This is a genomic window from Microbacterium sp. B35-04 (genome assembly GCF_010634885.1).
Classification (GTDB): domain Bacteria; phylum Actinomycetota; class Actinomycetes; order Actinomycetales; family Microbacteriaceae; genus Microbacterium.
Map to the genome: position 1 here is coordinate 19,251 of NZ_MWLP01000006.1, position 24,809 is coordinate 44,059.

A 24,809-nucleotide genomic window follows, 5' to 3' on the forward strand; every position below is an offset into this window, starting at 1 on the left:
CCGCCTCCTCACGCTGCTGTCGGCACCAGGGCGCCTGGCACTCGCATGACTCGAGTGCCAATTCTATCCGATGCCCCTGCCAGGATCGCCGAACGACGCCGTGTGCGGTGGGGGCGCGCCGCAGCGGATGGTGCCGTGCGGCAACGTGGTGTCGTCACTCGGTGAGCGCGCGGACGACGGCGTCGGCCAGCAGGCGTCCCCGCCGGGTCAGCACGACGTGTCCCCGCAGGGCAGTCGGGCCGTCGATGAGACCGTCCGCGATGAGCGCGGCGACCGCGTGCCGGCCTTCGCCCTGCAGTTCGGAGACGGGCAGCCCCTCACGGACCCGCGTGCGCAGCAGCACACTCTCGAGCGTGCGGGCCTCGGCATCCGGGCTCTCCCGTCCGGCGGCGGGCGACTCGCCCGCCGCGAGCCGCTGTGCGTACGCCGCGGGGTGCTTGACGTTCCAGAACCGCACTCCCCCGATGTGGCTGTGGGCTCCTGGACCGAAGCCCCACCAGTCCGAACCGAGCCAGTACGCGAGGTTGTGCCGCGAGCGGTGCCCGGTGTCTCGGGCCCAGTTCGACACCTCGTACCAGTCGAATCCGCCGCCTGCGAGCAGGTCGTCGGCGAGCTCGTACATGTCGGCCTGCAGGTCGTCGTCCGGGGCTGCGACTTCTCCGCGGCGGATCTGGCGGGCGAGCTTCGTACCGTCCTCGATGATGAGCGCGTAGGCCGAGATGTGGTCGGGCTCCAGGGCGATCGCGGCCTCGAGCGAGGCCCGCCAGTCGTCGATGGACTCGCCGGGGGCGCCGTAGATCAGGTCGACGCTCACGTCGAGGCCGGCATCGCGTGCCGCCGACACCGCGGTGCGGACGTTCTCGGGGTCGTGGGTGCGATCGAGTGCCGCGAGGACGTGCGGGACGGCCGACTGCATGCCGATCGAGAGCCGGGTGACACCGGATGCCGCGAGCTCGGCCGCGACGGCCGGTGAGACGGTGTCGGGATTGGCCTCGACCGTCACCTCTGCCCCCTCTACGACTCCGAAACTGTCGCGCACGCCGCCGAGCATGCGCGCGAGATCGCCCGGTGGCAGCAGCGTCGGCGTGCCGCCGCCGAAGAACACCGTCGTGGCCGGGCGATTGCCGCCCGCCCGCTCGAGCACCGCCGCCGCGAGGTCCACCTCGCGCAGGAGAGTGTCGGCGTACTGATCCTGGCGGGCGCCGCGCAGCTCCGACGAGGTGTAGGTGTTGAAGTCGCAGTAGCCGCAGCGCACGCGGCAGAACGGCACGTGCAGGTACACGCCGAAATCGGTCGAGGGATCGACGCGGGCGCCCGCCGGCAGCGAGCCGTCCGCGGGAACGGGCTCGCCGAGCGGAAGAGCCGCGCCCATCAGCGAGTCACGCGGGCGTCGTGTACAGCGGCGAGATGGCGCGCAGGTAGCGCGTGAACAGCTCCCGCCGACGGCGCTTGGTCAGCCCGGGCAGCACGCGGTAGAGCACCGCACGGGGTGCGTCGAAGGCGCGCACGGTGAACCACACCTCGTCGTTGTCGTACCAGTCGAGCATGAAGGACTCCTCGCCGCTGACGACCGAATCGCTCACCGTGCCGAGGGCGAAGCCGATGCGGCGCGGCTCCTCCACGGCGAAGATGACGCGCAGCTCGGCGTCGGCGCGCAGGCCCTTCACCCGGCCGTCGACCTTGATGGTCGTGCCGGCACTGACGTACGGCGTGCCGTCTGCGTCGAAACGCTGCTCAGCCTCGGTGCGGCTGGGAGCGACCGGGTTGCCCTCGGCGTCGAAGCTCACGCCGGAGTACATCGGGCCGGACGCGGGGCGCACGTCGGTGACGTCCAGCCCGGCGCCGCGTTGCGCCGTCCACGACAGCAGCGCCTCGCCGGCAGCGTGGAAACGGGCTTCGCCGCTGCCGATGCGCCACGACTGCTCGGCCGGGATGCTGCGCTCCGGCGGATAGTGCATGAGATCGGGCGCCTGCGTCGCCCCGACAGCGGCGTAGTCGACCGTGTCGTCCCGGAAGTTCCCTCGACGCATGACGACCAGCCTACTTGCCGTCCTTTTTCTCGGTGTCGCCCGACAGCGCGGCGATGAACGCCTCCTGGGGGACCTCCACGCGACCGACCATCTTCATGCGCTTCTTGCCCTCCTTCTGCTTCTCGAGAAGCTTGCGCTTGCGGCTGATGTCGCCGCCGTAACACTTGGCGAGGACGTCTTTGCGCATTGCCCGGATCGACTCGCGGGCGATGATGCGCGCCCCGATCGCGGCCTGGATCGGAACCTCGAACTGCTGTCGTGGGATGAGCTTCTTGAGCCGCTCGGTCATCAGCACGCCGTAGGCGTATGCCTTGTCGCGATGGACGATGGCGCTGAACGCATCCACCGGCTCGCCCTGCAGCAGGATGTCGACCTTCACGAGGTCGGCCTCCTGATCGCCGCTGGGCTCGTAGTCCAGCGAGGCGTACCCCGCGGTCTTCGACTTCAGATGGTCGAAGAAGTCGAAGACGATCTCGCCGAGGGGCATGCTGTAGCGGATCTCGACGCGGTCCTCGCCGAGGTACTCCATGCCGAGCAGCGTGCCTCGCCGGGACTGGCAGAGCTCCATGATCGTGCCGACATAGTCCTTGGGCGCGAGGATCGCGGCCTTGACCATCGGCTCCGTCACGCTGGCGATCTTGGTGCCGGAGGGGAACTCGCTGGGGTTCGTGACGGTGAAGCTCTTCCTGTCGTCGGTCACCACCTCGTAGGTCACCGACGGCGCGGTCGAGATGAGGTCGAGACCGAACTCGCGCTCGAGGCGCTCGGTCACGATCTCGAGATGAAGCAGGCCCAGGAAGCCGCAGCGGAACCCGAAGCCGAGAGCGACCGAAGTCTCGGGCTCGTAGTTGAGCGAGGCATCAGACAGCTTCAGCTTGTCGAGCGCCTCACGCAGCACCGGGTAGTCGCTGCCGTCGATGGGGTACAGACCCGAGAAGACCATCGGCTTCGGGTCGGTGTAGCCGGGCAGCGCGTCCTTCGACGGCTTGCCGGCGTTTGTGACGGTGTCACCGACCTTCGACTGGCGCACATCCTTCACGCCGGTGATGAGGTAGCCCACCTCGCCGACGCCCAGTCCCCGGGTCGGTGTCGGCTCGGGCGACGAGACCCCGATCTCGAGCAGTTCGTGGATCGCCCGTGTCGACATCATCTGGATACGCTCACGCGGGTTGAGGGTGCCGTCGACCATGCGGACATACGTGATGACGCCGCGGTAGGAGTCGTACACCGAGTCGAAGATCATGGCGCGGGAGGGCGCATCCGGATCACCCTTTGGCGCCGGGATCTGCGCGACGACGTGGTCGAGGAGGTCCTCGACGCCCATGCCGGTCTTGCCGCTGACCCGGAGCACGTCCTCGGGGCGCCCGCCGATCAGCCCGGCGAGCTCCTTCGCGTACTTCTCGGGATCGGCGGCGGGGAGATCGATCTTGTTGAGGACCGGGATGATCTGCAGGTCGTTCTCGAGGGCCAGGTACAGGTTCGCGAGCGTCTGGGCCTCGATGCCCTGAGCCGCGTCGACCAGCAGGATCGCGCCCTCGCACGCGGCGAGCGACCGCGAGACCTCGTACGTGAAGTCGACGTGCCCGGGCGTGTCGATCATGTTCAGCGCGAAGGTCTGGTCACCGGTCGTCCACGGCATCCGCACCGCCTGCGACTTGATCGTGATGCCTCGCTCGCGCTCGATGTCCATGCGGTCGAGGTACTGCGCGCGCATGTCGCGGTCGGAGACGACGCCGGTGATCTGCAGCATGCGGTCGGCCAACGTCGACTTGCCGTGGTCGATGTGGGCGATGATGCAGAAGTTGCGGATCAGCTCGGGCGGCGTGGCAGAGGGCTCGAGAGGCTTCAGGGCGCGGGGTGACATGTCCAGACGATTGTACGGGTGCGGGATGCCTCGCCCCTGCGAGTCGGCAGGTTCGGGGTGCGACGGCGGCGATTCCGCATCCCCCAGACGGCCGCGACCGTCACACGGGTGCGGGAAGACGGCTCAGCCCTTCGAGCAGTTGGGCGCGGTCACTCGCCACGCACACGCGGATCCAGCCCTCCCCTGAGGCGCCGAAGGCGCTCCCCGGCGCGACGGCGACGCCCTCTTCGTCGAGGAATCGCTCGCACCACGCCTTGACGTCGCCTCCCGAGACGTGCGAGACGTCGATCCACAGGTAGAACGCGCCGGTGGGGGTGAGGTAGCGGAGTCCACGCGCGGAGAGGACGGCGGTGGCGGCGGCCAGGTTCTCGCGGTAGTGCGCCGCGCTGCGCGCCACGGCGGCCTGGTCGCCGGTGAGCGCCTCCGCCGCCGCCCGTTGCGACGGCTCGTCGACGCAGCTGACGACGGACTCCTGCACCCGCAGCATCGTCTGGCGCCAGCCGGGCGGCGTCACCAGCCAGCCCACGCGGGCGCCGGTCATCGCGTAGGTCTTGGACAGCGAGAACACCGACAGCACGCGCCCGTCGGGATCGAGCGTCGCAGGGCTCACGTGAGGGGCTCCCCAGGTGAACCGCTCGTACACCTCGTCGCTGATGAGCCACAGGTCGTGCCGTCGGGCCAGGGCGAGGAGCTCGCCCAGAGTCGAGCGGTCGAAGGTGGAGCCGAGCGGGTTGGACGGTGTGTTCACGATCAGCGAGCGCGTGCGCGGCGTCACGAGGGAGTCGAGCTCCGCGAGATCCGGCTGGAAATCGCGCGCAGGGCGCAGCGGGTACGGCACGGGGACGGCTTGGAGCAGGTGGGCGTTCATGGTGAACGTCGTGTAGCCCGGGTCGGGAACGAGCACCTCGTCGCCGCGTGACAGCGTGAGCGCCATTGCGAGGTGCAGCGCCTGCGTGGCGCCGACCGTCACCCAGATCTGCTCGATGTCGACGTCCAGGCCGTTCTCGTGTGCCAGCTTCGCGCGGATCGCCTCCCGCAGCGCGGGCGTGCCGCCGTTGGGCGTGTAGCGGATCGCCCCTTCGCGCCACGCGTCGGCCGCGGCATCCCGGATCCGCGATGATGCGACCTCGCCCGGCTCGCCGACCGCCAGGATGATCGTTCCGGGCCGGCGCAGGGCACGCTCGAGGATGTGGCGCACACCCGAGCCCGGCATGTGCGCGATGTGCGGAGCGATCTCGGGCATGCCGCCATGCTAAGCGGCGCCCACAGCTAGCCTGTCGTCATGGTGGTGCAGGTCGTGCTCGTCCACGGCATCCGGACGTCCGCCACGATGTGGCGCGCCCAGGTCGAGTATCTGAACGCGCGCGGCACGCCGGTGACGGCCGTCGACCTGCCGGGCCACGGATCCCGGATGGCCGAGGACTTCACCCTCGAATCGGCCATGGCGACGATCGACGAGGCGGTGCGCGCCGCCGCCGAGCGCGGACCGGTCCTCCTCGTGGGGCACTCGATGGGCGGTCTGCTGTGCATCGAGTACGCGGGTGCAGAGGATCCGCCGCCCGTCACGGGCTTCGTCGCGGCATCCTGCACCGCGATACCGCGGGGTGTGGGACTCGCCGCCTATCGCGTGCTCACGCGCGGATTCGACTCACTGCCCGACCGGGGGATGTGGCTGACGAATCGCATGCTCGATCGCATCCTGCCCGATGAGACCCGCGCCGACTTCGGCGCCGGCGGCTACGCACTGGATGCGCAGGACATCGCGCTGCGCAGCCTCTCGGTGCTGGATCTGCTCGCCGCCCTTCACCGCATCGACGTGCCGCTATGGTTCGTCAACGGGCAGTACGACCAGCTCCGGGTGAACGAGAAGCTCTTCATGCGCATCGCGCAGCACGCCGAACTCGTCGTGGTCCCACGCACCACCCACCACGTCACCGTGATGCGCCCGCGGGCGTTCAACGTGCTGCTCGAGGTGGCGCTGGCGACCCTCGAGGCCTCAGACGGCTGACGTCGTGCGATTGCGATCGCGGACGCGGATCGCGTACGCCATGAAGCCGCCGATGATCGACAGGATGCCTCCCACGAGGAAGAGCAGCCAGAACCCGCCCACGAGCGCCACGAGCCCCGCGCCGAGGAGCGGCCCGATGAGCTGTCCCAGGCTCGCCGACACGTTCACGAACCCGAGATCCCGGGCATGGTCCTCCGCGCGCGGCAGCAGGTCGGTGCCGAGGGCGAGACTCACCGACATGTACGCCCCGTACCCGACGCCCAGCAGGGCGGCAGCGATCATCGCCGAGGTGAGCGAGGGAGCGACCACGAGGATGATCGAGGCGAGGCCCTGGATCACGGCGGGCCACACCACGAACGGCAGTCGACGTCCGGTGCGATCCGAGATCCGGCCCGACACGATGGACGACGCGACCACGAAGAGCGTGTAGACGAGGATCAGCAGCAGCAGCTCGTCCTCGGCGGTCGCGGCATCCCGATGCAGCCCGTAGAGCAGGAAGAAGAGCAGCAGACCCGTGCCCAGCGCGTTGCCGATGTTGACGGTGAGACGGCCCGCGAGCAGCCAGGCGAAGTCGCGGTCGCGGAGGGCGGCGAGGCGCTCTCGGATCGTCCTCGGCTCCCGCGCCACGGCCACCTCCGCGCGCGCGGGCGGGTCCGGAAGGAGCAGGGCCGCGACGGTGCCCACGACGGCGAGGAAGCCGGCCAACGCGAGGTAGCCGACGACGACGCCGAGCTCCAGCAGCACGATGACCCCCACCCCGACCACGATGCCGAGGGCCTGCGACGAGGAAACGGCAGCGGATGCCGTACCGCGCTGCGTCGTCAGCTGGTCGGCGATGAGCGCCGTGAAGGCCGCGGACGCGACGGCGACGCCCACCGAGACGCCGACCCACGCGAGCCCCACTCCCCACGGGCCGGAGGCGAAGGCGATCGCCGTCAGCGACGCCGTGCCGAGCCAGACACCGCCGAGCGCCCAGGGGCGCCGGCGCCCCCATCGCCCGCGGGTGCGGTCGGAGAGACCGCCCGCGAGCGGCGCGGCGATGACACCGGCGACACCGCCGATCGCGAGGACGAGTCCGGAAGAGACGACGCCCGAAACCCATCCGGCGGCGTCATCCGGTGTATCGAGCTGCAGGGGTATGAGCAGTTGCAAGGGCGTCAGCTGGACCGTCCAGATCGCGAGCCAGGCCAGGGTGAAGAGCGTGAACCAGCTCGCGCCGACCTTGCCGGGCTGCCGCGCGCTCACGAGCGCGCCTCGGCGATGAGCGTGCGGTACCAGTCGAACGAGGCTTTCGGCGTGCGCTGCGCCGTGTCGAAGTCGACGTGCACCAGCCCGAAGCGCTGTGACCACCCGTCCGCCCACTCGAAGTTGTCCAGCAGCGACCACACCGTGTACTCGCGGACATCGACACCCGCGCGGACGGCGGCGCCGACGGCACCGATGTGGCCCGCCAGGTACGCGACGCGTTCGGCATCGTCGACAGGGCCGTCGACGTGCTCCGGCTCGGGGAACGAGGCGCCGTTCTCGCCGATCACCAGCGGAGGAAGGTGCTCTCCGTAGCGTTCGCGGAAGTCCAGGAGAAGCTCCGTGAGCGCCGTCGGCACGATCGGCCACTCCGGTCCGAACCCGGTGACGGGCGCGCCCGGCGTGGGGACGATCTCGAAGGGAACGGGGCTGCCCCCGGCTGCGGCCGCCACCGTCGTCGGGTTGTAGAAGTTGATGCCGTAAAAGTCCCCCGGCGTCGAGATGAGCTCGAGATCGCCATCCTCGACCGGCATCGGCGGGATGCCGAACGCGTCCAGGTCGGGGTACGCCCCGGTGAGCACGGGCTCGGCGAAGAGGCGGTTGTGCAGCACGTCGTAGATCGCGGCGGCGGTGAGGTCGGCATCCGTCCCGCTCGCAGGGAGTACCAGCGTGTGGTTGTTGACGATGCCGACCTCTTCAGCGCCGGCGGCCCGCAGCGCCCGCTGCGCCAGGCCGTGGGCGAGCAGCTGATGGTGCACCGTCGGCAGCGAGCCGAACAGCAGCTGACGGCCCGGCGCCAGCGTGCCGACGGCATAGCCCTGCAGCGAGGTCGAGACGGGCTCGTTGAGCGTGTACCAGTGACGGATGCGGTCGCCCAGCGCATCGGCCACGATCGCCGCGTACTCGCCGAAGCGCTGCGCCGTGTCACGCTCCAGCCAGCCACCACCCTCTTCCAGCACGCTCGGCAGGTCCCAGTGGTACAGCGTCGCGAACGGCGTGATGCCGGCGTCGAGGAGATCGTCGGCGAGGCGGCGGTAGTAGTCGAGTCCCGCGTGGAGGACGGGGCCGCCCGGTTCGGGCTGCACGCGCACCCACGAGATCGAGAAACGGTAGCGGTCGGCGCCAAGCCCCGCGAGCAGGGCGACGTCTTCGCGGTGGCGCCGGTAGCTGTCCGGGCCGGGGTCGGCCGTCGCCGCTCCGTGGACGGCGCCGGGAGCATCGACGAAGTCGTCCCAGATCGATCGACCCCGTCCGTCCGCGGTGCGTGAGCCCTCCACCTGGAAAGCGGCCGTCGCCGTCGACCAGCGGAAGCCCGGCGGGAATGGGGCGAGGTCGACGGACGGATGCTGCGGCACGGTGGACTCCTTCGTCAGGGGCGCAGGCCTCGGGCGACGCGCGCGGCCACGCCTAGATCATGCATCATGAGGGGGATGCGGTGTGCGCACGGCGTCGGTCAACCGCACGTCGACCGACCTGATAGAATCCTTGTTTGGCTTGCGTGTGGGTTCGCCCTCACGACCGTCGCGAAGCGCCCCTCTCTCGCTGACCGGCACATCCATCCGATTCCCTTCGAACGAAAGAACGTCGACACGTGGCGAACATCAAGTCGCAGATCAAGCGCAACAAGACCAACGAGAAGGCGCGCGAGCGCAACAAGGCCGTCAAGAGCGAGCTGAAGACGCACGTCCGTCGCACCCGCGAGGCGATCGCTGCGGGCGACAAGGCCGCCGCTGAGAAGGCTCTGGGCACGGCGTCCAAGAAGCTCGACAAGGCCGTCAGCAAGGGCGTCATCCACAAGAACCAGGCGGCGAACCGCAAGTCGGCCATCGCCAAGCAGGTCTCCGCGCTCTGAGACTTCGACACGCTCTGCGACCGTGAGGTCGCCGCCGGCCGCGAGATCGCCCGGTGAGCATCCGTCGAAAAGGCCCGTCCCGTCAGGGGCGGGCCTTTCGCATGTGCGCCGTGCTCAGGCGCCGTACGGGGCGCGTGTCGCGATGACCGTGATCATGCGCTCAAGGGCGAAGACGGCATCCCGAGAGCCGCCCTTGACCTCGGCATCCGCCCGTGCCGTCGCCTGGATGGCGCGGCCCAGGCTCTCTTCGTTCCACCCCATCAGGTCGCGCCGGGCGCGATCGACCTGCCAGTCCTTCATACCCAGCCGGGCGGCGAGGGCCGCCGAGGGCTCGCGGTTGCCCGCCACCCGCGCCATGGTGCGCAGCTTCATCGCGACCGCCGCCACCAGCGGAACGGGGTCTGCCCCCGACGCGAGCGCGTGGCGGAGCGCGATGAGCGCCTCGCCGTAGCGGCCGGCGATCGCCGTGTCGGCGACGGTGAACGCCGACGTCTCGACGCGGCCGCCGTAGTAGCGCTCGACGATCTGGTCGGTGATGTCGCCGGGCACGTCGGCGATCAGCTGCTGGCAGGCTGCCGCGAGCTCGGTGAGGTCGTCGGCGAACGCGGAGACGAGAGCGCGCAGCGCGGTGGGTGCGATGCGCTTCTTGGCGGCCTGGAACTCCCCCGCGGCGAAGTCGAACCGGTCGGAATCGCGTTTGACGGCAGGGCACGCGATCTCGACGCCGGAGCCCTCCCCCGCGCGGATCGCGTCGAGCAGCTTCTTGCCGCGGACGCTGGCGCCGGTGTGGCGGAGCACGACGGTGGCGCCGTCCTGCGGCACCGAGAGGTACGAGAGCGCCTCTGCCAGGAACGTGTCGGAGCACTTCTCGACCCCGCTCACGCGCACGAGGCGTGCCTCGCCGAACAGCGACGGCGACGTGACCCCGAGGAGCGTTCCGGCGGCGTAGTCGTCGGCGCGGATGTCGGACACCTCGAGCGCCGGGTCCTCCGCGCGCAGGTAGTCCCGCACCCCGGCGATCGCGCGCTCGGCGCAGACCTCTTCGGGACCGGAGACCAGGACGATCGGCGCGGGTTGGGGCGCCCGCCACGACAGCTGGGGAATGGCGCTGCGCGCCGCCTTCGCGGGTGCTCGGCGCGCAGGGGAAGCCATTCCCCCAGCCTACCGACGACCACCGACGGCGGCCGCGCCGCCCGCCGAGGACCGGGGGTCAGCCGCCGCGCTCGCGCCAGATCGCAACCGCCTCCCCGGAGGCCCAGAGCGCGATCGCGCCGTCCTTGTCGGTGCGTACGGTCCGCGCGCGCAGGCCCTCGAGAATCGTGAGCGTCTCCTGTCGCGGATGGTCGTAGTCGTTGTCGATCCCGACTGTGAGGAGCGCCACCGTCGGCTGCGCGGCGACGTACAGCTCGGCATCCTGATCGGCACTGCCGTGATGAGCCACTTTGACGACCGCGTACGGCGGTGCGAGGGCGCCGGATGCCGTCAGCACGCGCTGCGGCGATGCGGACAGGTCGCCGAGCATCAGTGTGGGCGGGATGCCCCCGCCGCGCACGTCGAGGACGACACTGGCGTCGTTGCCTTCCGGGAAGGCGCGACTGCCGGGCTTCGGCCAGAGCACACGCCAGCGCGCCGTGCCGAGGGAACCGGTGAGCCCCGCCGACGCCTCGGTCGCCTCTGCCCCCTGCGCCGTAAGCGACGCGATCTGCGCCCTCGCGTCGGCATCGCCCCGACCGTGCAGCACGGTGCCGACACGGCCGCGCACGGCGGCGAGCCCGCCGATGTGGTCGAGGTCGTAGTGGGTGAGCACCAGCAGGTCGATGCGCTCGATCCCGGCGCGGGAGAGGCAGGCGGCGAGCGGCTCGGGGGCCGGGCCGGTGTCGACGAGCGCGACGGCACCGGCCGAGCGGAGCAGCACGGCGTCTCCTTGGCCGACGTCGCACGCGAGCACCGACCAGTCGGCCGGCAGCGTCCAGCGGCCCGCGATGGACGTGAGCGCCCCCGTGCCGAGCGCCGCACCCACGACCACCGACACGAGTGACACGGATGCCGCACGCACGAGCCTCTGCCCCCGCGTCCCGCCGCTTCGCAGCACGATGACGAAGCCGATGGCGAGCCCCAGGACTGCCAGCGCCACGGCGCCCGGCCACCCTTCCAGCCAGGGCAAGGCGTCCCCCGGGAGCTGCGCCGCCGTCGTGGCGGTCGCGGCGATCCACGACGCAGGGACCCACGCGAGCGCCGCCAGACCGGACTGCAGCCAGGGCAGGGGCGCGCTGAGGCACGCGGCGAGTCCGATCACGGTCGCCGCCGGCGCCGCCGGACCGGCGAGGAGGTTCGCGAGGACGCCGTACACCGGGACGGTGGGCTCGATGAGGATCAGGAGTGGCCCGCAGGCGAGCTGGGCGGCGAGCGGCACGGCCAGTGCGAGCGCGAGCGGGCGGGGCACCGCCCGGGCAAGTCCCGCCGCGAGCGACCGGGCGCACAGCAGGAGGGATGCGGTCGCGGCGACCGAGAGTGCGAAGCCGAGCGACGCGGCGAGCCAGGGGTCGAGGATCAGCAGCACCGTCACGGCCGTCGCCAGGAGTGCGATCCCCACCCCGGCCCGACCGAGGAGCACCGCGAGCATCGCGATGGCTGCCATGGCAGCGGCCCGCACCACGCTCGGCTCCGGGGTGACGAGCACCACGAACCCGACGAGCACCGCGAGTCCAGCGGCCACGCGCAGTCCGCGCGAGGCGCCGAGCGCGGCCGCGAGGGCGAACGCGATGCCGACGACGAGCGCGCAATTGGCGCCCGACACGGCAGTGAGGTGCGAGAGCGATGCCTCCTTCATCGCCGTGTCGAGCGTCGGTGACACGATCGACGTGTCGCCGACCGCCAGTCCCGGCACGAGACCTGCCCCCTCGCCGGGAAGGCCTCCCACGGCGCGCACGAGCCCGCGCCGCAGCTCCGCCGCTGCCGCGGCCCCACCCTCGGCGGCGTGGACGACGTCGACGCCCCGGGACGCCCAGAGCACCACGACGGCGCGCTCACCGGCGCGCGCCGGCCTCGCGGTGCCGCGGATCTGCACGACCGCGCCGACGTCGAGGCGAGCGAGGCGGTCGACGTCGTCCATCGCGACGCGCACGCCGACCTCGACGTCCGCCGCCTGCCCCTCGTTGCCGGTGCTGAAGCGTGAGGCGCGGGCATCGAACGCCAGAGTCCCGTCGGCACGGCGCTCGACCTTGCCGACCACTTCCGCCCGCACCTCCACCGCCCGTCCCCCGTCGAGCGCGAGATCCGCGATACTCGCCCGCGCGGGCTGCGCCCAGGCGACGTGGGACGCGGACGCGGCTGCGGCGGCGGCGGCGAGCACTGCGACCACGAGCGCACGGCGCACCGCGTCGCGCGGCATCCGGAATCTCCCCGGCAACCGCCCCGCAGCGGCCCGAACGCGGACGCGTGACGTCGGCCGCCCACTTGCGCGAAGGACCGCGAGGGTGCACAGCGCCGCGACGGCCCACAGCGCCAGGGCGATCCAGGGCGACGCCCCGGGCGCGAGGACCGCCGCACCCGCCACCGCCCAGCACGTGGCCGCGACCGGCAGGAGTCTCAGTGCAGCGGCGCGCGGCACGTCACACCGTCACGAGGTCGCGGAGGGACTCCAGCATCGTGTCGCCGATGCCCGGCACCGCGAGGAGGTCTTCGACACTCGTGAAGCCGCCGTTGTCGTCGCGCCACGCGATGATGCGCTCGGCGAGGGCGGGGCCGATGCGCGGCAGCGTCTCGAGCTGCGTCGCATCCGCCGAGTTGAGGTCGACCAGACCGGCAGCGGGCGCGGGGGCGACGGCACCGGCGGGCGGTGCCTCGCCCGTCCGCGGCACCGGCAGCTGCTCGCCGTCGTCGAGCGTGCGGGCCAGGTTGACGGCGTTCCGGTCCGCTTCTTCGGCGAAGCCGCCCGCAGCGGCGACCGCATCCACCACGCGGGCGCCCGCCGGAAGCACGTACAGCCCGGGACTGCGCACCGCACCCGACACGTGCACGTAGAGGTCTGCACTGCCGGTGACGGCGGGTGCGGGCGTCTGGTCGACGACGACTTGATCGACGGGTGCCATCGCGCCGCGCAGGATGCCGATGCCGACGGTGACGGCGAGTGCCGCGATCACGAGCACGACGACGGCGCCGATGCCGAGCCGGCGCCGTGACGAGGCATCGGGAGCGGGCGGCTCGTCGCGGTCACCGGCTGTCACCGGATTCACGCTAAGAGTCCGGTGACAGCGCGGGCGCGCGAAGTCCCGCGGATGTGGAGATCGCGGGACGAGGCCCTCCTGGGGAGGAAGGTCAGTGGGTGCTGAAGCTCACGACCTTGGGCGGCCGCACGACGGTGCGCGTGATCTCACGGTCGCCGAGCGCGCGGATGACCTTCTCGTCGGCGCGGGCGAGCCGCTCGAGCTCGGCGGCGTCGATGCGGGCCGGAACCTGGATCGTGCCGCGCACCTTGCCGTCGACCTGCACGATCGCCGTGACGCGCTCCTCCACCAGCAGGGTCGGGTCCGCGGTGCGCCACGGGACGAGCCCGACGAAGCCGTCGTAGCCGAGGATCTCCCACATCTCCTCGGCCAGGTGCGGGGCGAACAGGTCGAGGATCATCGCGGTGGTCTCGGCGGCCTCGCGCACGGCGGGGTCGGCCGGGCCTGCGCCCGAGTCGATGACCTTGCGCGTCGCGTTGACGAGCTCCATGAGGCGCGCGACCACGACGTTGAACTTCGTCTGCTCGACGAGCCCGGGGGCGTCGGCCAGCAGGCGGTGGGTGACACGGCGCAGAGACACGTCGCCCTCCGCCCAGACCACGTCCGGGTCGCTGGCCACGTCCGTGGCGACACGCCACGCGCGCGCCAGGAACTTCTGAGCCCCGGTGGTCGACACATCCTCCCAGTTGATGTCGTCCTCGACCGGGCCGGCGAACACCATCGCGACGCGCGACGCGTCGGCGCCCGGGTCGACCATGCTCGATGCGAACTCGACGAGGTTGCCCTTCGACTTCGACATCTTCGAGCCGCCCAGCAGCACCATGCCCTGGTTGACGAGGCTCGTGAACGGCTCGGTGAAGTCGATCAGCCCCATGTCGAACAGCACCTTCGTGATGAAGCGCGCGTACAGCAGGTGCAGGATCGCGTGCTCGACGCCACCGATGTACGAGTCGACGGGTGCCCAGCGGTTGGCCTCGGCGGACGGGAACGCCTGCGTCGGGTCGTTCGGTGCGAGGAAGCGCAGGAAGTACCAGGAACTGTCGACGAACGTGTCCATCGTGTCGGGGTCGCGCAGCGCCGGCTCGCCGGTCTCGGGATCCGTCGTCTTCATCCACTCGGTGGCGCCGCCCAGCGGCGAAGTCCCCCGGGGCTTCAGGTCCAGTCCGCGCGCATCGGGCAGCTCGAGCGGGAGCTGGTCCTCCGGCACCGGGACGATGCGGCCGTCCTGCGTGTGGATCATCGGGATCGGCGTGCCCCAGAACCGCTGGCGCGAGATCAGCCAGTCACGCAGGCGGTACGACTTCGCGGCACGACCCGTGCCGGCGGCCTCGAGCTGCTCGATGACGCGCGCGATGGCGTTGCGCTTCGACAGGCCGTTCAGCGACCCGGAGTTGATCAGCCGGCCCTCTCCGGTGAGTGCGATCCCGGTGCGGGCGGGGTCGACGTCGGACAGCGTCTCGACCGGGCCCGGATCGATCGGCACGCCGTCGTCGTCGAGTTCGATGACGGGGATGGCGCCGGTGATCGGCGCCGTCGTGTCGACCACGACCCTGACCGGCAGGTCGAACGCGCGGGCGAAGTCGAGGTCTCGCTGGTCGTGGGCGGGAACGGCCATGACGGCTCCGTGGCCGTAGTCCGCCAGCACATAGTCGGCCGCCCAGATCGGCAGGCGATCGCCGTTCACGGGGTTGATCGCGAAGCGGTCGAGGAACACGCCCGTCTTCGGGCGGTCGGTCGACTGGCGCTCGATGTCGGTCTCGCGCTGCACGCGCTCGAGATAGTCCTGGAAGCGCATGCGCACCTCGGCTGTCGAGCCCGCGGCGAGCTCGGCGGCGAGGTCGCTGTCGGGGGCGACGACCATGAAGGTCGCGCCGTGCAGCGTGTCGGGGCGCGTCGAGAAGACGGTGACCTTGTCGGCTCGGCCCTCGATCTCGAAGTCGATGTCGGCGCCGACCGAGCGGCCGATCCAGTTCCGCTGCATGCGGAGGACCTTCTGCGGCCAGAAACCCTCGAGCTGGTTCAGGTCGTCGAGTAGCCGATCGGCGTAGTCGGTGATCTTGAAGTACCACTGCGTCAGGTTCTTCTTGACGACCTCGGCGCCGCAGCGCTCGCAGTGACCGTCGACGACCTGCTCGTTGGCGAGCACCGTCTGGTCGTTCGGGCACCAGTTGACCGGGCTCGCCTTGCGGTACGCCAGACCGCGCTCGTACAGGCGCTGGAACAGCCACTGGTTCCAGCGGTAGTACTCGGGGTCGCTGGTGTGCAGAATGCGCGACCAGTCGTACGACGAGCCGTACGCGCGGAAGCTCTTCTTGTGCTGCTCGATGTTCGCATACGTCCACTCGCGCGGGTCGGAGCCGGCGCCGCCCTTGATCGCCGCGTTCTCGGCCGGCAGGCCGAACGAGTCCCATCCGATCGGGTTCAGCACGTTGTAGCCGCGGTGGCGCCAGAAGCGAGCCACGACGTCGACGTAGGCGTAGTTCTCGGCGTGCCCCATGTGCAGGTCGCCGGACGGGTACGGGAACATCCCGAGCACGAACTTCCGCGGACGCGTGTCGTCGGCACCGCCGGCCCGGAAGGGGTCGGCCTCGGCCCAGCGCGCCTGCCACTTCTGCTGGATCGAGTACGCGTCGTAGCCCTCGGCGGGCGCAGAGGTGACGGGGGTGTCGGTGTGACTCACGAGGGAAGTACCAATCATGGGATGCCGGGAAGCGCGCGCAGCGCGCGAAGCGCGTCTTCCAGGTTAGCGGAAGGGCGCGTTCACCAGCCGGGCGGCAGCGACGCACCCAGGGCGGCAAGGGGCGCGCGCGCCTTGATACCCACCTCGGCGACCTCGGCTGCGGCATCCGATCGCCACGTGATCCCGCCGCCGGCGCCGACATAGGCGCTGTCGTGGCGGACGACGATCGACCGGATCACCATCGCCAGGTCGAGCCGGCCGTCGTCGCCGATCCAGCCGAAGCACCCTGAGAACACTCCCCTGGGCGCCGCCTCGAGGCGGTGCAGGATCGTCATCGCCGACAGCTTCGGCGCCCCCGTCATGGAACCCGCGGGGAACGTCGCCGCCAGCAGGTCGCCGACCGTCGTCCCTGGTCCGAGGCGTCCGGACACGGTGCTCACGAGCTGATGCACGGCGGGGTACGACTCCACCTCGAGGAGCGCGTCGACGCCCACCGTGCCGGGCAGGCACACCCGCGAGAGGTCGTTGCGCATGAGGTCGACGATCATGACGTTCTCGGCGCGCTCCTTCTCGCTGGCGCGAAGCTCGTCCGCCAGCGCCGCGTCGCTCGCGGGATCCTCCCCGCGCGGCCGGGTGCCCTTGATCGGCCGGGTGCGGACGATGCCGGCGCCGTCGCGGCCGGGCCGCACGTCGAGGAAGCGCTCCGGGCTCGCGCTGAGCAGGGCGATCCGCCCCGACCGCACGAAGCCGCCGTGGTGCGCCGGCGTCGCCGCGCGCAGTCGCGCATACGTCTCGACGGGATCGACGGATGCCTCGACCTCGAACCGCGTCGTCAGGCACAGCTGGTACGCGTCGCCCTCGCGGATCGCGTCGCGGCAGCGTTCGATGAGCGCGGCGTACTCGCCGGGCGCGTGGCGGGAGCGCGCCGGCCCGTGCTCGGGGGCCGGTGCCGGCAGGGGCGGCCCGGGAACCGCGGCGATGGCGGCCACCACGCGCGGGACGTCGTCCGGCCCTCCGTACACGTGGATGCGCTCAGCACCATGGTCGAACGCGACGAGGCGATCGACGCGCAGCCAGAGGCTTTGCGGCACGCTGTCGCCATCCTGCGATGCGGGGGCGCCCGCGCGCGCGGCGGCGGCGTCATAACCGCTCCACCCGACCCAGCCGCCGCGGAAGGCGGCGCCGCCGTGTCCTCGGGCGCCGCCGTGTCCTGGGTCGTCGCCGTCCGACTGGTCTGCGCACACGGTCGCGGTCGCACGGGCAGGGTCATCGGGCGTGCCCGTGCCCATCCAGCTCCAGCCGTCGCGGGCGCCGGGTCCGGCATCCAGCCAGAAGACGTGCGGTTCATTGCTGAACAGGGCGGCGAAGACGGATGCCGGATCCGCCCAGTCCGCGGCCTCCGCGGCGGCGAGGGTGTCCGACATCTTCCCAGGTTAGAGGGGCGCACCGGCCTCTAGGCTCGTGGCGTGAACGAGTTCCTGACTTGGTTGCTCGACGCCGTCCAGAGCGTCGACCCGGTGCTCAGGACTCTTCTCGCGGGCTTCGCCATCATGCTCGAGACGAGCGTGCTGATCGGGCTCGTGGTGCCCGGCGACACGATCGTGATCGTCGCCGGCACAGCGGTCGCGTCGCCCCTCGAAGGTGTCCTGCTCGGCATCGCCGTCGTGGTCGGCGCGCTCATCGGCGAGAGCATCGGGTTCTGGCTCGGCCGCTTCCTCGGCCCGAAGATCCAGCACTCGCGTCTGGGCAGCCGGATCGGCGAGGCGAACTGGGAGCGCTCGGAACGGTATCTGCGCCGGCGCGGCGGCCCGGCGATCTTCATCTCGCGATTCCTCCCGGTGCTGCATTCGCTGGTGCCGCTCACCGTGGGCATGAGCGGCTATCCGTACCGGCGGTTCCTCGCGTGGACGATTCCGGCGTGCGTGATCTGGTCGGCCCTCTACATCTCGGTGGCGGCTCTCGCCGCCGGCACCTACCGCGAGCTGGCCGACCGGCTGCACTACGCGGGCTACATCTTCGTGGGCGTCATCGTCCTGTTCCTGGCCCTCGTGTTCGTGAGCAAGAAGGTCATCGAGCGAGCGGAGCGCAAGCATCTCGACCACGACGATCCCGACGAAGCGTCGGTGGCGGACATGAAAGACTGAGATGGTGCCGCAGACCGTTCTCCCGCCCGTGCGCGCCAAGGTCCTCTGGCTGGCGCGCCTGGAATACCGGTTCCACGCATGGCGCGAACGCCGTGCGCGCCGACGGGGCCAGAAGCCGACGGTGACGCCGTTCCCCGGCTACGGGGGGCCCGGCTGGGTCCGCGTGCTGGGGCGCGTCATGATCGTCCCGCCGGCGAAGGTCTCCGAGGCCGGAGAGTACGCCGGCGTCCGCGGCTGGCGCAGCTTCGTGGCCGTTCCGATCGGCTACGCGCAGGTCACGGTGGCGATCGCGGGAGTCGATCATGTGGTCGTCGCCGACCGCGGCGGTGTGATCGACACGCGCCTGCCGGCGGCGCTGGAGCCGGGCTGGCAGACGTTCACGATGTCGGTCGAGGGTGGCGAGCCGGTGGAGACGCGGGCGTTCATCGTGGCCCCCGACGTGAAGTTCGGCATCGTGTCGGATGTCGACGACACCGTCATGGTGACGGCCATCCCCCGTCCGCTCCTCGCGGCCTGGAACTCCTTCGTCGTCGACGAGCACGCCCGTCAGCCGGTTCCCGGCATGGCGGTGCTGATGGAGCGCGTCGTGCGCGAGAACCCGGGCGCGCCCCTGGTGTACCTCTCGACCGGCGCCTGGAACATCGCGCCGACCCTGATCCGGTTCCTGAGTCGCCACGTCTTCCCCCCGGGCGCGCTCCTGCTCACCGACTGGGGACCCACGCACGACCGCTGGTTCCGCAGTGGCAAGGCCCACAAGCTGTCGAACCTGCGGCGCCTGGCCGACGAGTTCCCGCACGTGCGGTGGCTCCTGGTCGGCGACGACGGTCAGCACGACGACGCCATCTACACGACCTTCACCGACGAGCACCCCTCCCGGGTGGTCGCGGTCGCCATCCGCCGCCTCTCCCCGGCTGAGGCCGTCCTCGCCGGTGGGCGGACGGCCGTCAACGACCACGCCGCGGCCGAGGTGCCCTGGGTGAGCGACAACGACGGCGCCGGCCTCCTGGAGCGGCTCGAGGGCGTCGGCGTCCTCGGGAGCACCGGCACCGCAGCCGTCTGACGTCGGAGCCCGCGCGTAGGCTGGCCGCATGTGCGGACGCTTCGTAGTGGCCAGTGCCGGTCCCGAGCTCGTCGGGGTGCTTCGTGTCGATGTCGAGGGCGAGGACCTTCCCGCGCCGTCGTACAACGTCGCGCCGACCGATCGTGTCGCGATCGTGCTGGACTCGGCCAAGACCGAGCCGCCCACCAGGCGGCTGGAAGCAGCCCGCTGGGGGCTGATCCCGTCTTGGGCCAAAGACACCAAGGTCGGGGCGCGCGCGTTCAACGCCCGCTCTGAGGAGCTCGAAGACAAGCCCATGTTCCGCAGCGCCCTAGAGAAGCGACGGGCGGTGGTGCCGACATCCGGCTATTACGAGTGGATGAACGTCGACGGTGTGAAGACCCCGCACTTCATCCATCCGGCCGACGGCGAGCCGCTGTTCCTCGCGGGACTCTACGAATGGTGGCGCGACAAGACCAAGGGCGATGACGACCCCGAGCGCTGGCTGCTGAGCTTCACGATCCTGACGAGGGACTCGATCGGGCATCTCGGATCGATCCACGATCGCATGCCGCTCTTCCTGGATCCCGATCACGCCGACGCGTGGCTCGACCCCACCACCGACAACGTCCGCGACGTGCTCGACGCGGCGATCGACGCGGCCCCGGCCCTGGCCGACACGCTCACCGATCACGAGGTCTCGAAGGCCGTGGGCAACGTTCGCAACAACTCCCCCGAGCTCATCGAGCCGGTCGAGTCCTGAACGTCTCACCGCAGCAGCAGCGGCGCCCCCGCGTATCCTCGAACGGTGACGACCGCGCCCCCTGCCGCTCCGGTGCTCGCCGGCGACGTCTGGCGTGCGCGTGAAGCGGAACACGAGGAGCGCGCCCGCGCGCTGACGCGCGCGCATCGTGAGCGGGCGAGCCGCGGCGAGGCGCATCCCGTCGAGGACTTCCTCTTCACGTACTACTCGTACAAGCCGTCGGTGCTGCACCGGTGGCACCCCGGCGAGGGCGTGGAGCTGGCGGATGCCGCGGCCGACGCCCGATCCGGCTGGCGCTGGTATCGCTCCGGTGCGACAGAGGGCTCGATCGCCGTCGACGGTGCGGGCTTCCGTGCCGATCGCGGCGCCCTCGTCGCGAACGTCGGCAGGATCCTCCGCGCCACGGCCGACAGGCCTCCGGGCTTCGGCTGCTTCGGCCTGCACGAGTGGGCGATGGTCTACCGCGAGCCGCAGCACCGGCATCCCGTGCCGCTGCGGCTCGGGCGGGACGAGACCGACGCGGTGGTCGAGGCGCACGAGCTGCGCTGTACGCACTTCGACGCGTTCCGCTTCTTCACGCCCGAGGCCGTGCCGCGCAACCGAGAGACGCCGACCCGAGAACGGCAGGCCGAGCTCGAGCAGCCGGGGTGCCTTCACGCCGGGATGGACCTGTACAAGTGGGCGTTGAAGCTCGGGCCCCTCGTTCCCGGGGACCTGCTCCTCGATGCGTTCGAGCTCGCCCGCGACATCCGGGTGCTCGACATGCGGGCCTCGCCGTACGACCTCGCCGGCTGGGGCTACGACGCCGTGCCGATCGAGACGGCCGAGGGCAAGGCCGCCTACGTGCGGGCCCAGCGAACGTTCGCGGATCGCGGCCGGGCGATCAGGCAGCGGCTGGTCGACGTGGTCGCGGGCTGAGTCACTCCGCGGGGGCGCAGGTCGTGCAGGGCAGGTCGCCCCCGCCCGCCTCGGCGACGGCGAATCGCAGTTCGATCACGCGAATCGCGGCGTCTTCGAGCCGGTCGGCCGGCAGCGCGCCGGACTCCACGGCGGCGACGATGCCGTCGATGATCCGCGTCGCGGTGTCGGGTGTCGAATACACCACCGTCAGGACCATGTCGTTGCCCGCGGCAAGCGCGGCCACGGCGTTGGCGACGGGGTCCGCGTACTGCGGCTGGCCGGAGCCCTGCAGCATTCCCAGGTCGTCCGTGACGGTGACGCCGTCGAAGCCCAGCTCCTCCCGCGCGATCCGGTGCCACTCGGCTGAGAGGCTCGCCGGCGCGGGATCCACGGCGGTGTAGGCGAGGTGCCCGAACATCAGCAGCTCAGCGCCGGTGTCGATGCCGGCCCGGAACGGCAGGGCATCGGCCGCACGCCACTGGTCCAGCGTCAGTGCCGTCGACGGGATCGCCGTGTGCGAGTCGCCGGGGGCGGCGCCGTGCCCGGGGAAATGCTTGAGCGTCGAGAACACCGAGCCCTCCTCGCCCCGCACGGCGGCGGCCACACGGGCAGATGCGGCGTCGGGCGTCGCGCCGAGCACGCGCCGATGGATGAACGAGCCGGTGTCGGGCGTGACGTCCGCCACGATGCCGAAGTTCACGGAGATCCCGGCCTGCCGCACCAGAGCCGCGCGGCCGGCGAACGCCGCCTCGGCCGCGGACGGGTCGGCCTGCTGCAGCTCGAGGGGCCCGGGGAAGGTGTCCCACCGCAGGCGCGAGACGTCGCCGCCCTCCTGGTCGATCGCGACCAGCGGGGGCCGTGCCGGGTCCACCGTCAGCGCGGCGGTGATCGTCTGGAGCGCCGCTTCGTCGCCCGGGATGTTCGCGCCCATCAGGAGGAACCCGCCGGCGCCGGACGACTCCATGTAGGCGTGGAGGGCGGCGGCATCCGTGGTCGGGATGTGGCCCATCACGACGCTCGCCGCGCGCTCGCGTAGCGACATCGCCGCCACGGCCGCTTCGGCCGGCGCCGCCTCGGGCGTCGGCGACGGCTCCGGTTCTGCCGACACCGTCGCTGACGGCGACGCAGACGGTCGCACAGCCGGGCTGGAGGCGCACGACGTGCACACCGCGGCGAGCGCCACGACCACCGCGAGCAGGGCGAAGCGCGGCGCAGAAGTCACCGGGCAAGCCTAAGCGTGTCCGGTGCAAAGCAACTGGGAACGACCAGCTGATCAGTGGCGCGCGACGATGGCCGCGGCATCCGTCCCCATCGGCAGCACGCCGTACTGCGCCCCGCGCTCCTCGCCCACGCGAGCGGCGATGAACGCCTCGGCGTCGCGGCCGGGCGCGTGCCGGAGCATGAGCGACGCCTGGAACGCCAGTGCGAGATCCTCGCTCAGGCGGCGGGCCTGCGACGCGGCCGCGTCCGGATCCGCCGTCAGCCGCTGCAGCAGGCCCAGCGTGCGGTCGACGTGGCGATCGAGCACGACGGAGGCGCCGGCGGTGCTCGCGAGCTCGTCGGCGAAGGCGTCGCCCGAGTCGCGGTCACGAGTGAGCGCCCGCAGCACGTCGAGGGCGATGACGTTGCCCGAGCCCTCCCAGATCGCCATGACGGGCTGCTCGCGATAGCGGCGGGCGAGCGGGAACGTTTCGGTGTACCCGTTGCCGCCCAGGCACTCCAGCGCCTCGTAGGCGTGATGGGGGCCGCGTTTGCACACCCAGTACTTCGACACGGGCGTCGCGAGGCGACGAAGGGCGACATCGCGATCGGATGCCTCGGCCTCGAAGAGCTGCGCGAGGCGCATGCCCGTGAGCATCGCCGCCTCGTACTCGAGAGCGAGGTCGGCGAGCACGCCGGTCATCGCCGGCTGGTCCACGAGCGGCGCCCCGAACGCCTCTCGCCCGCGCGCGTGCCACAGCGCTTCGGCGAGGGACTGCCGCATGCCCGCCGCAGTGCCCAGCACGCAGTCGAGGCGCGTGCGCTGCACCATCTCGATGATGGTGCGCACCCCGCGGCCGGGCTCGCCGACGAGGAATCCGACGGTCCCGTCGAACTCGACCTCCGCCGAGGCGTTGGAGCGATTGCCGAGCTTGTCCTTCAGCCGCTGGATGCGGAACACGTTGCGCATGCCGTGCGGCAGGGCGCGCGGCACGAACAGGCACGTCAGCCCTTCATCGACGCCGCTGCTGCGCGTGTGCGCCAGCACGAGGAATCCGTCCGACATCGGCGCCGAGCAGAACCACTTGTGGCCGGTGAGCTGGTACGCGTGACCGCCCATCGACTCTCCGACCGTGGTGCCGGCGCGCACATCGGATCCGCCCTGCTTCTCGGTCATCGCCATGCCGATGAGCGCGCTGCGCTTCTCGCCCTCCACGATGAGGCGCGGCTCGTACTCGCGCGAGTACAGGCGCGGCAGCCAGGTGTCGGCGATCCACGGCGAGCCCTCGATCGACGCGACGGCGGCATGGGTCATCGAGACCGGGCAGGCGTGCCCGGGCTCGACCTGGGCGAAGAGCATGAACATGGCGGCGCGCGCGACGTGCGCGCCCGGCTTCGGGTCGGCCCATGCCGAGGTGTGCGCTCCACGGGCGATGGCCTCGCCGATCACGCGGTGATACGACGGGTCGTACTCGACCTCGTCGAGGCGGTAGCCCCAGCGGTCGTGCGGGTACGCGATGGGGGTGTGGACGCTGGCGAGCTCCGCGTCGCGCTGGAACGAGCCCGAACCGACGACTCCCCCGGCCTCGCGCAGCGCGTCTTCGGCCCAGTCGGCGCCGAACGCGCGCACCGCGCCGCCCAGCGGCACGTTGAGCGCGTACTCGTCGACGTCGACGCGCCAGGGCGGTTGGTTCTCGACGTAGTGCGTCGCCGCGCCGATCACCCGCTGGCCTCGCGCGAACGCGGTCATGACCGCTCCGTCTCCACCGCCATCGCGCGGGCGTACTGCTCGCCGGGACTGAGCGGTGCCCGCGTCACGATGTCGTGGACGAACTCGAGCTTGTGGCGGACCGGTGTGACGATCTTGAACGGATACAAGTCGCCGAACCCCATCGCACGGTTGATGCGGTTGAAGCCCTGCGACAGCCATTCCCAGTCGGTGAGCAGACGCTGGATCGGCTCCCGCTCGTACGAGGCGAGCGGCACGACATCCGTGTCGCGGAGGTTCGTCACCGACGCATCGAGATGGATGCCGATGACCGCCGCGGTCTGCAGGGTGCCGGTGATGTGGAGATAGTGGGCGAACGTCTCGGCGAAGTCCTCCCACGGGTGCATGGTGGCGTACTCCGAGATGAACGACTGGCTCCAGTCGGAGGGAGCGCCAACCCGGTAGTGATGCTTCAGCGCGTCGCGGTAGCTGGAGCGCTCGTCGCCGAACAGCTCACGGCAGCGCGCCCACAGGGCGTCATCAGTGAGCAGCACGTTCTGGTAGTAGTGACCTACTTCGTGGCGGAGGTGCCCGAGGATCGTCCGGTAGGGCTCGCCCAGGCGCACGCGCAGCGCCTCGCGACGATCGTCGAGGCTTTCGGCCAGGTCGATCGTGATGATGCCGTTGGAGTGCCCGATCGTGACGGGCTTGCCGTCGGACAGGCTCGAGATGAGGTCGAACCCGAGGCCGCCCTTCTCGACGTCCCAGCCGACGATCGGCAGCCCGAGGTCGGCGAGCTGGAGGATCAGGCGACGCTTCGCCTCTTCGGTCTTCGCGAGCTTCTCGAGCGCGACGGTGTCGTTGCCGGCCGGTCGGCGACGGGTGAGCCGGCACGAGAAGCACCGGCCGGCCGGCGCGTTCTCCCACACGAGCCAGTTGCAGGCCCAGTCGCGGTTCGAGCAGGTGTACCAGGTCTCACCGTCGATGACGGCTTGATCGTGACGGATGCCGTGGAACTCGCGTGTCGGCACGTGATAGCCGATCTCGCCCTCGCAGTTCGGACACCGCAGGGTGTCGAGGTAGACGAAGTGGCGACAATGCGGACAGCGGGGCTGCGAGCTCACGGTCTCACCGTAGCGTGCGCGGGTGG

20 protein-coding genes are annotated in these 24,809 nt (G+C 71.1%); 6 read left to right on the forward strand and 14 right to left on the reverse strand.

From position 1 onward, the window contains the following. Nucleotides 1–154 precede the first annotated feature (154 nt). The 4 genes from hemW to B1729_RS01615 all read right to left on the reverse strand — a co-directional run bounded on the left by hemW (nt 155) and on the right by B1729_RS01615 (nt 5,137). Nucleotides 155–1,372, reverse strand: coding sequence for a radical SAM family heme chaperone HemW (hemW, locus tag B1729_RS01600; protein ID WP_163617232.1), 1,218 nt, complete (start codon nt 1,370–1,372; stop codon nt 155–157). Nucleotides 1,373–1,379: 7 nt separating this feature from the next. Beyond that, nucleotides 1,380–2,030, reverse strand: coding sequence for a DUF1990 family protein (locus B1729_RS01605; protein ID WP_163617233.1), 651 nt, complete (start codon nt 2,028–2,030; stop codon nt 1,380–1,382). A 10-nt stretch (nt 2,031–2,040) separates the two neighbouring features. Then, the gene (gene lepA, locus B1729_RS01610) at nt 2,041–3,894 is read right to left on the reverse strand and encodes a translation elongation factor 4 (protein WP_163617234.1); all 1,854 of its coding nucleotides are present in this window, start codon (nt 3,892–3,894) and stop codon (nt 2,041–2,043) included. Nucleotides 3,895–3,994: 100 nt separating this feature from the next. Further along, a complete protein-coding gene (locus B1729_RS01615; RefSeq protein WP_163630352.1) occupies nt 3,995–5,137 on the reverse strand; it encodes an aminotransferase class I/II-fold pyridoxal phosphate-dependent enzyme in 1,143 nt (380 codons plus the stop codon). A gap of 39 nt (nt 5,138–5,176) precedes the next feature. On the opposite strand from B1729_RS01615, the gene B1729_RS01620 reads away from it, so the two are divergent. Then, nucleotides 5,177–5,902: an alpha/beta hydrolase gene (locus tag B1729_RS01620; RefSeq protein ID WP_163617236.1), complete on the forward strand. Its 726-nt coding sequence runs from the start codon at nt 5,177–5,179 to the stop codon at nt 5,900–5,902. Here the strand turns inward: B1729_RS01620 and B1729_RS01625 are convergent. After that, on the reverse strand, nt 5,891–7,147 hold the full coding sequence (locus B1729_RS01625) for an MFS transporter (protein ID WP_163630354.1): 1,257 nt from the start codon (nt 7,145–7,147) through the stop codon (nt 5,891–5,893). The two genes, B1729_RS01620 and B1729_RS01625, sit on opposite strands and share 12 nt — an antisense overlap. After that, the gene (locus B1729_RS01630; protein ID WP_163630356.1) at nt 7,144–8,502 is read right to left on the reverse strand and encodes a GH1 family beta-glucosidase; all 1,359 of its coding nucleotides are present in this window, start codon (nt 8,500–8,502) and stop codon (nt 7,144–7,146) included. Before B1729_RS01630 ends, B1729_RS01625 begins: the two co-directional genes overlap by 4 nt. A gap of 236 nt (nt 8,503–8,738) precedes the next feature. Here B1729_RS01630 and rpsT point away from each other — a divergent pair, with 236 nt between their 5' ends. After that, a complete protein-coding gene (rpsT, locus tag B1729_RS01635) occupies nt 8,739–8,999 on the forward strand; it encodes a 30S ribosomal protein S20 (protein WP_163617239.1) in 261 nt (86 codons plus the stop codon). Between the two features lie 114 nt (nt 9,000–9,113). Here the strand turns inward: rpsT and holA are convergent, their stop codons facing one another. The 5 genes from holA to B1729_RS01660 form a co-directional block, all read right to left on the reverse strand. Next, entirely contained in the window at nt 9,114–10,151 is a 1,038-nt protein-coding gene (gene holA / locus B1729_RS01640; protein ID WP_163617240.1) for a DNA polymerase III subunit delta, read from the reverse strand. A 58-nt stretch (nt 10,152–10,209) separates the two neighbouring features. Then, nucleotides 10,210–12,609 (reverse strand): ComEC/Rec2 family competence protein, encoded by a 2,400-nt coding sequence (locus B1729_RS01645; protein WP_239539312.1) that lies wholly within the window; start codon nt 12,607–12,609, stop codon nt 10,210–10,212. A gap of 1 nt (nt 12,610) precedes the next feature. Next, complete coding sequence (locus tag B1729_RS01650) at nt 12,611–13,162, reverse strand: helix-hairpin-helix domain-containing protein (RefSeq protein WP_239525801.1); 552 nt, start codon at nt 13,160–13,162, stop codon at nt 12,611–12,613. 154 nt (nt 13,163–13,316) lie between these two features. Continuing rightward, nucleotides 13,317–15,905: a leucine--tRNA ligase gene (gene leuS / locus B1729_RS01655; RefSeq protein WP_239539314.1), complete on the reverse strand. Its 2,589-nt coding sequence runs from the start codon at nt 15,903–15,905 to the stop codon at nt 13,317–13,319. An 80-nt stretch (nt 15,906–15,985) separates the two neighbouring features. Beyond that, on the reverse strand, nt 15,986–17,329 hold the full coding sequence (locus B1729_RS01660) for an anthranilate synthase component I family protein (RefSeq protein WP_163630360.1): 1,344 nt from the start codon (nt 17,327–17,329) through the stop codon (nt 15,986–15,988). Between the two features lie 42 nt (nt 17,330–17,371). Between B1729_RS01660 and B1729_RS01665 the strand changes: the two genes are divergently transcribed. From B1729_RS01665 to B1729_RS01680, 4 genes are read left to right on the forward strand one after another with little or no spacing between them, the layout of a single operon-like run. Then, complete coding sequence (locus tag B1729_RS01665) at nt 17,372–18,049, forward strand: DedA family protein (protein ID WP_163617243.1); 678 nt, start codon at nt 17,372–17,374, stop codon at nt 18,047–18,049. A 4-nt stretch (nt 18,050–18,053) separates the two neighbouring features. Further along, nucleotides 18,054–19,109 (forward strand): phosphatase domain-containing protein, encoded by a 1,056-nt coding sequence (locus tag B1729_RS01670; protein WP_239525751.1) that lies wholly within the window; start codon nt 18,054–18,056, stop codon nt 19,107–19,109. Nucleotides 19,110–19,137: 28 nt separating this feature from the next. Beyond that, nucleotides 19,138–19,851, forward strand: coding sequence for an SOS response-associated peptidase (locus tag B1729_RS01675; protein ID WP_163617245.1), 714 nt, complete (start codon nt 19,138–19,140; stop codon nt 19,849–19,851). Nucleotides 19,852–19,896: 45 nt separating this feature from the next. After that, nucleotides 19,897–20,769, forward strand: a complete 873-nt coding sequence (locus B1729_RS01680; protein ID WP_239539315.1) for a 3-methyladenine DNA glycosylase — start codon at nt 19,897–19,899, stop codon at nt 20,767–20,769. Between the two features lies 1 nt (nt 20,770). Here the strand turns inward: B1729_RS01680 and B1729_RS01685 are convergent, their stop codons facing one another. The 3 genes from B1729_RS01685 to B1729_RS01695 are packed head-to-tail and all read right to left on the reverse strand — an operon-like array spanning nt 20,771 to nt 24,783. Beyond that, on the reverse strand, nt 20,771–21,973 hold the full coding sequence (locus tag B1729_RS01685) for a glycoside hydrolase family 3 N-terminal domain-containing protein (protein WP_239539317.1): 1,203 nt from the start codon (nt 21,971–21,973) through the stop codon (nt 20,771–20,773). A 51-nt stretch (nt 21,974–22,024) separates the two neighbouring features. Then, nucleotides 22,025–23,701 (reverse strand): acyl-CoA dehydrogenase family protein, encoded by a 1,677-nt coding sequence (locus B1729_RS01690; RefSeq protein WP_163630362.1) that lies wholly within the window; start codon nt 23,699–23,701, stop codon nt 22,025–22,027. Next, nucleotides 23,698–24,783: a putative zinc-binding metallopeptidase gene (locus B1729_RS01695; RefSeq protein WP_239525754.1), complete on the reverse strand. Its 1,086-nt coding sequence runs from the start codon at nt 24,781–24,783 to the stop codon at nt 23,698–23,700. Before B1729_RS01695 ends, B1729_RS01690 begins: the two co-directional genes overlap by 4 nt. Nucleotides 24,784–24,809: the final 26 nt, after the last annotated feature.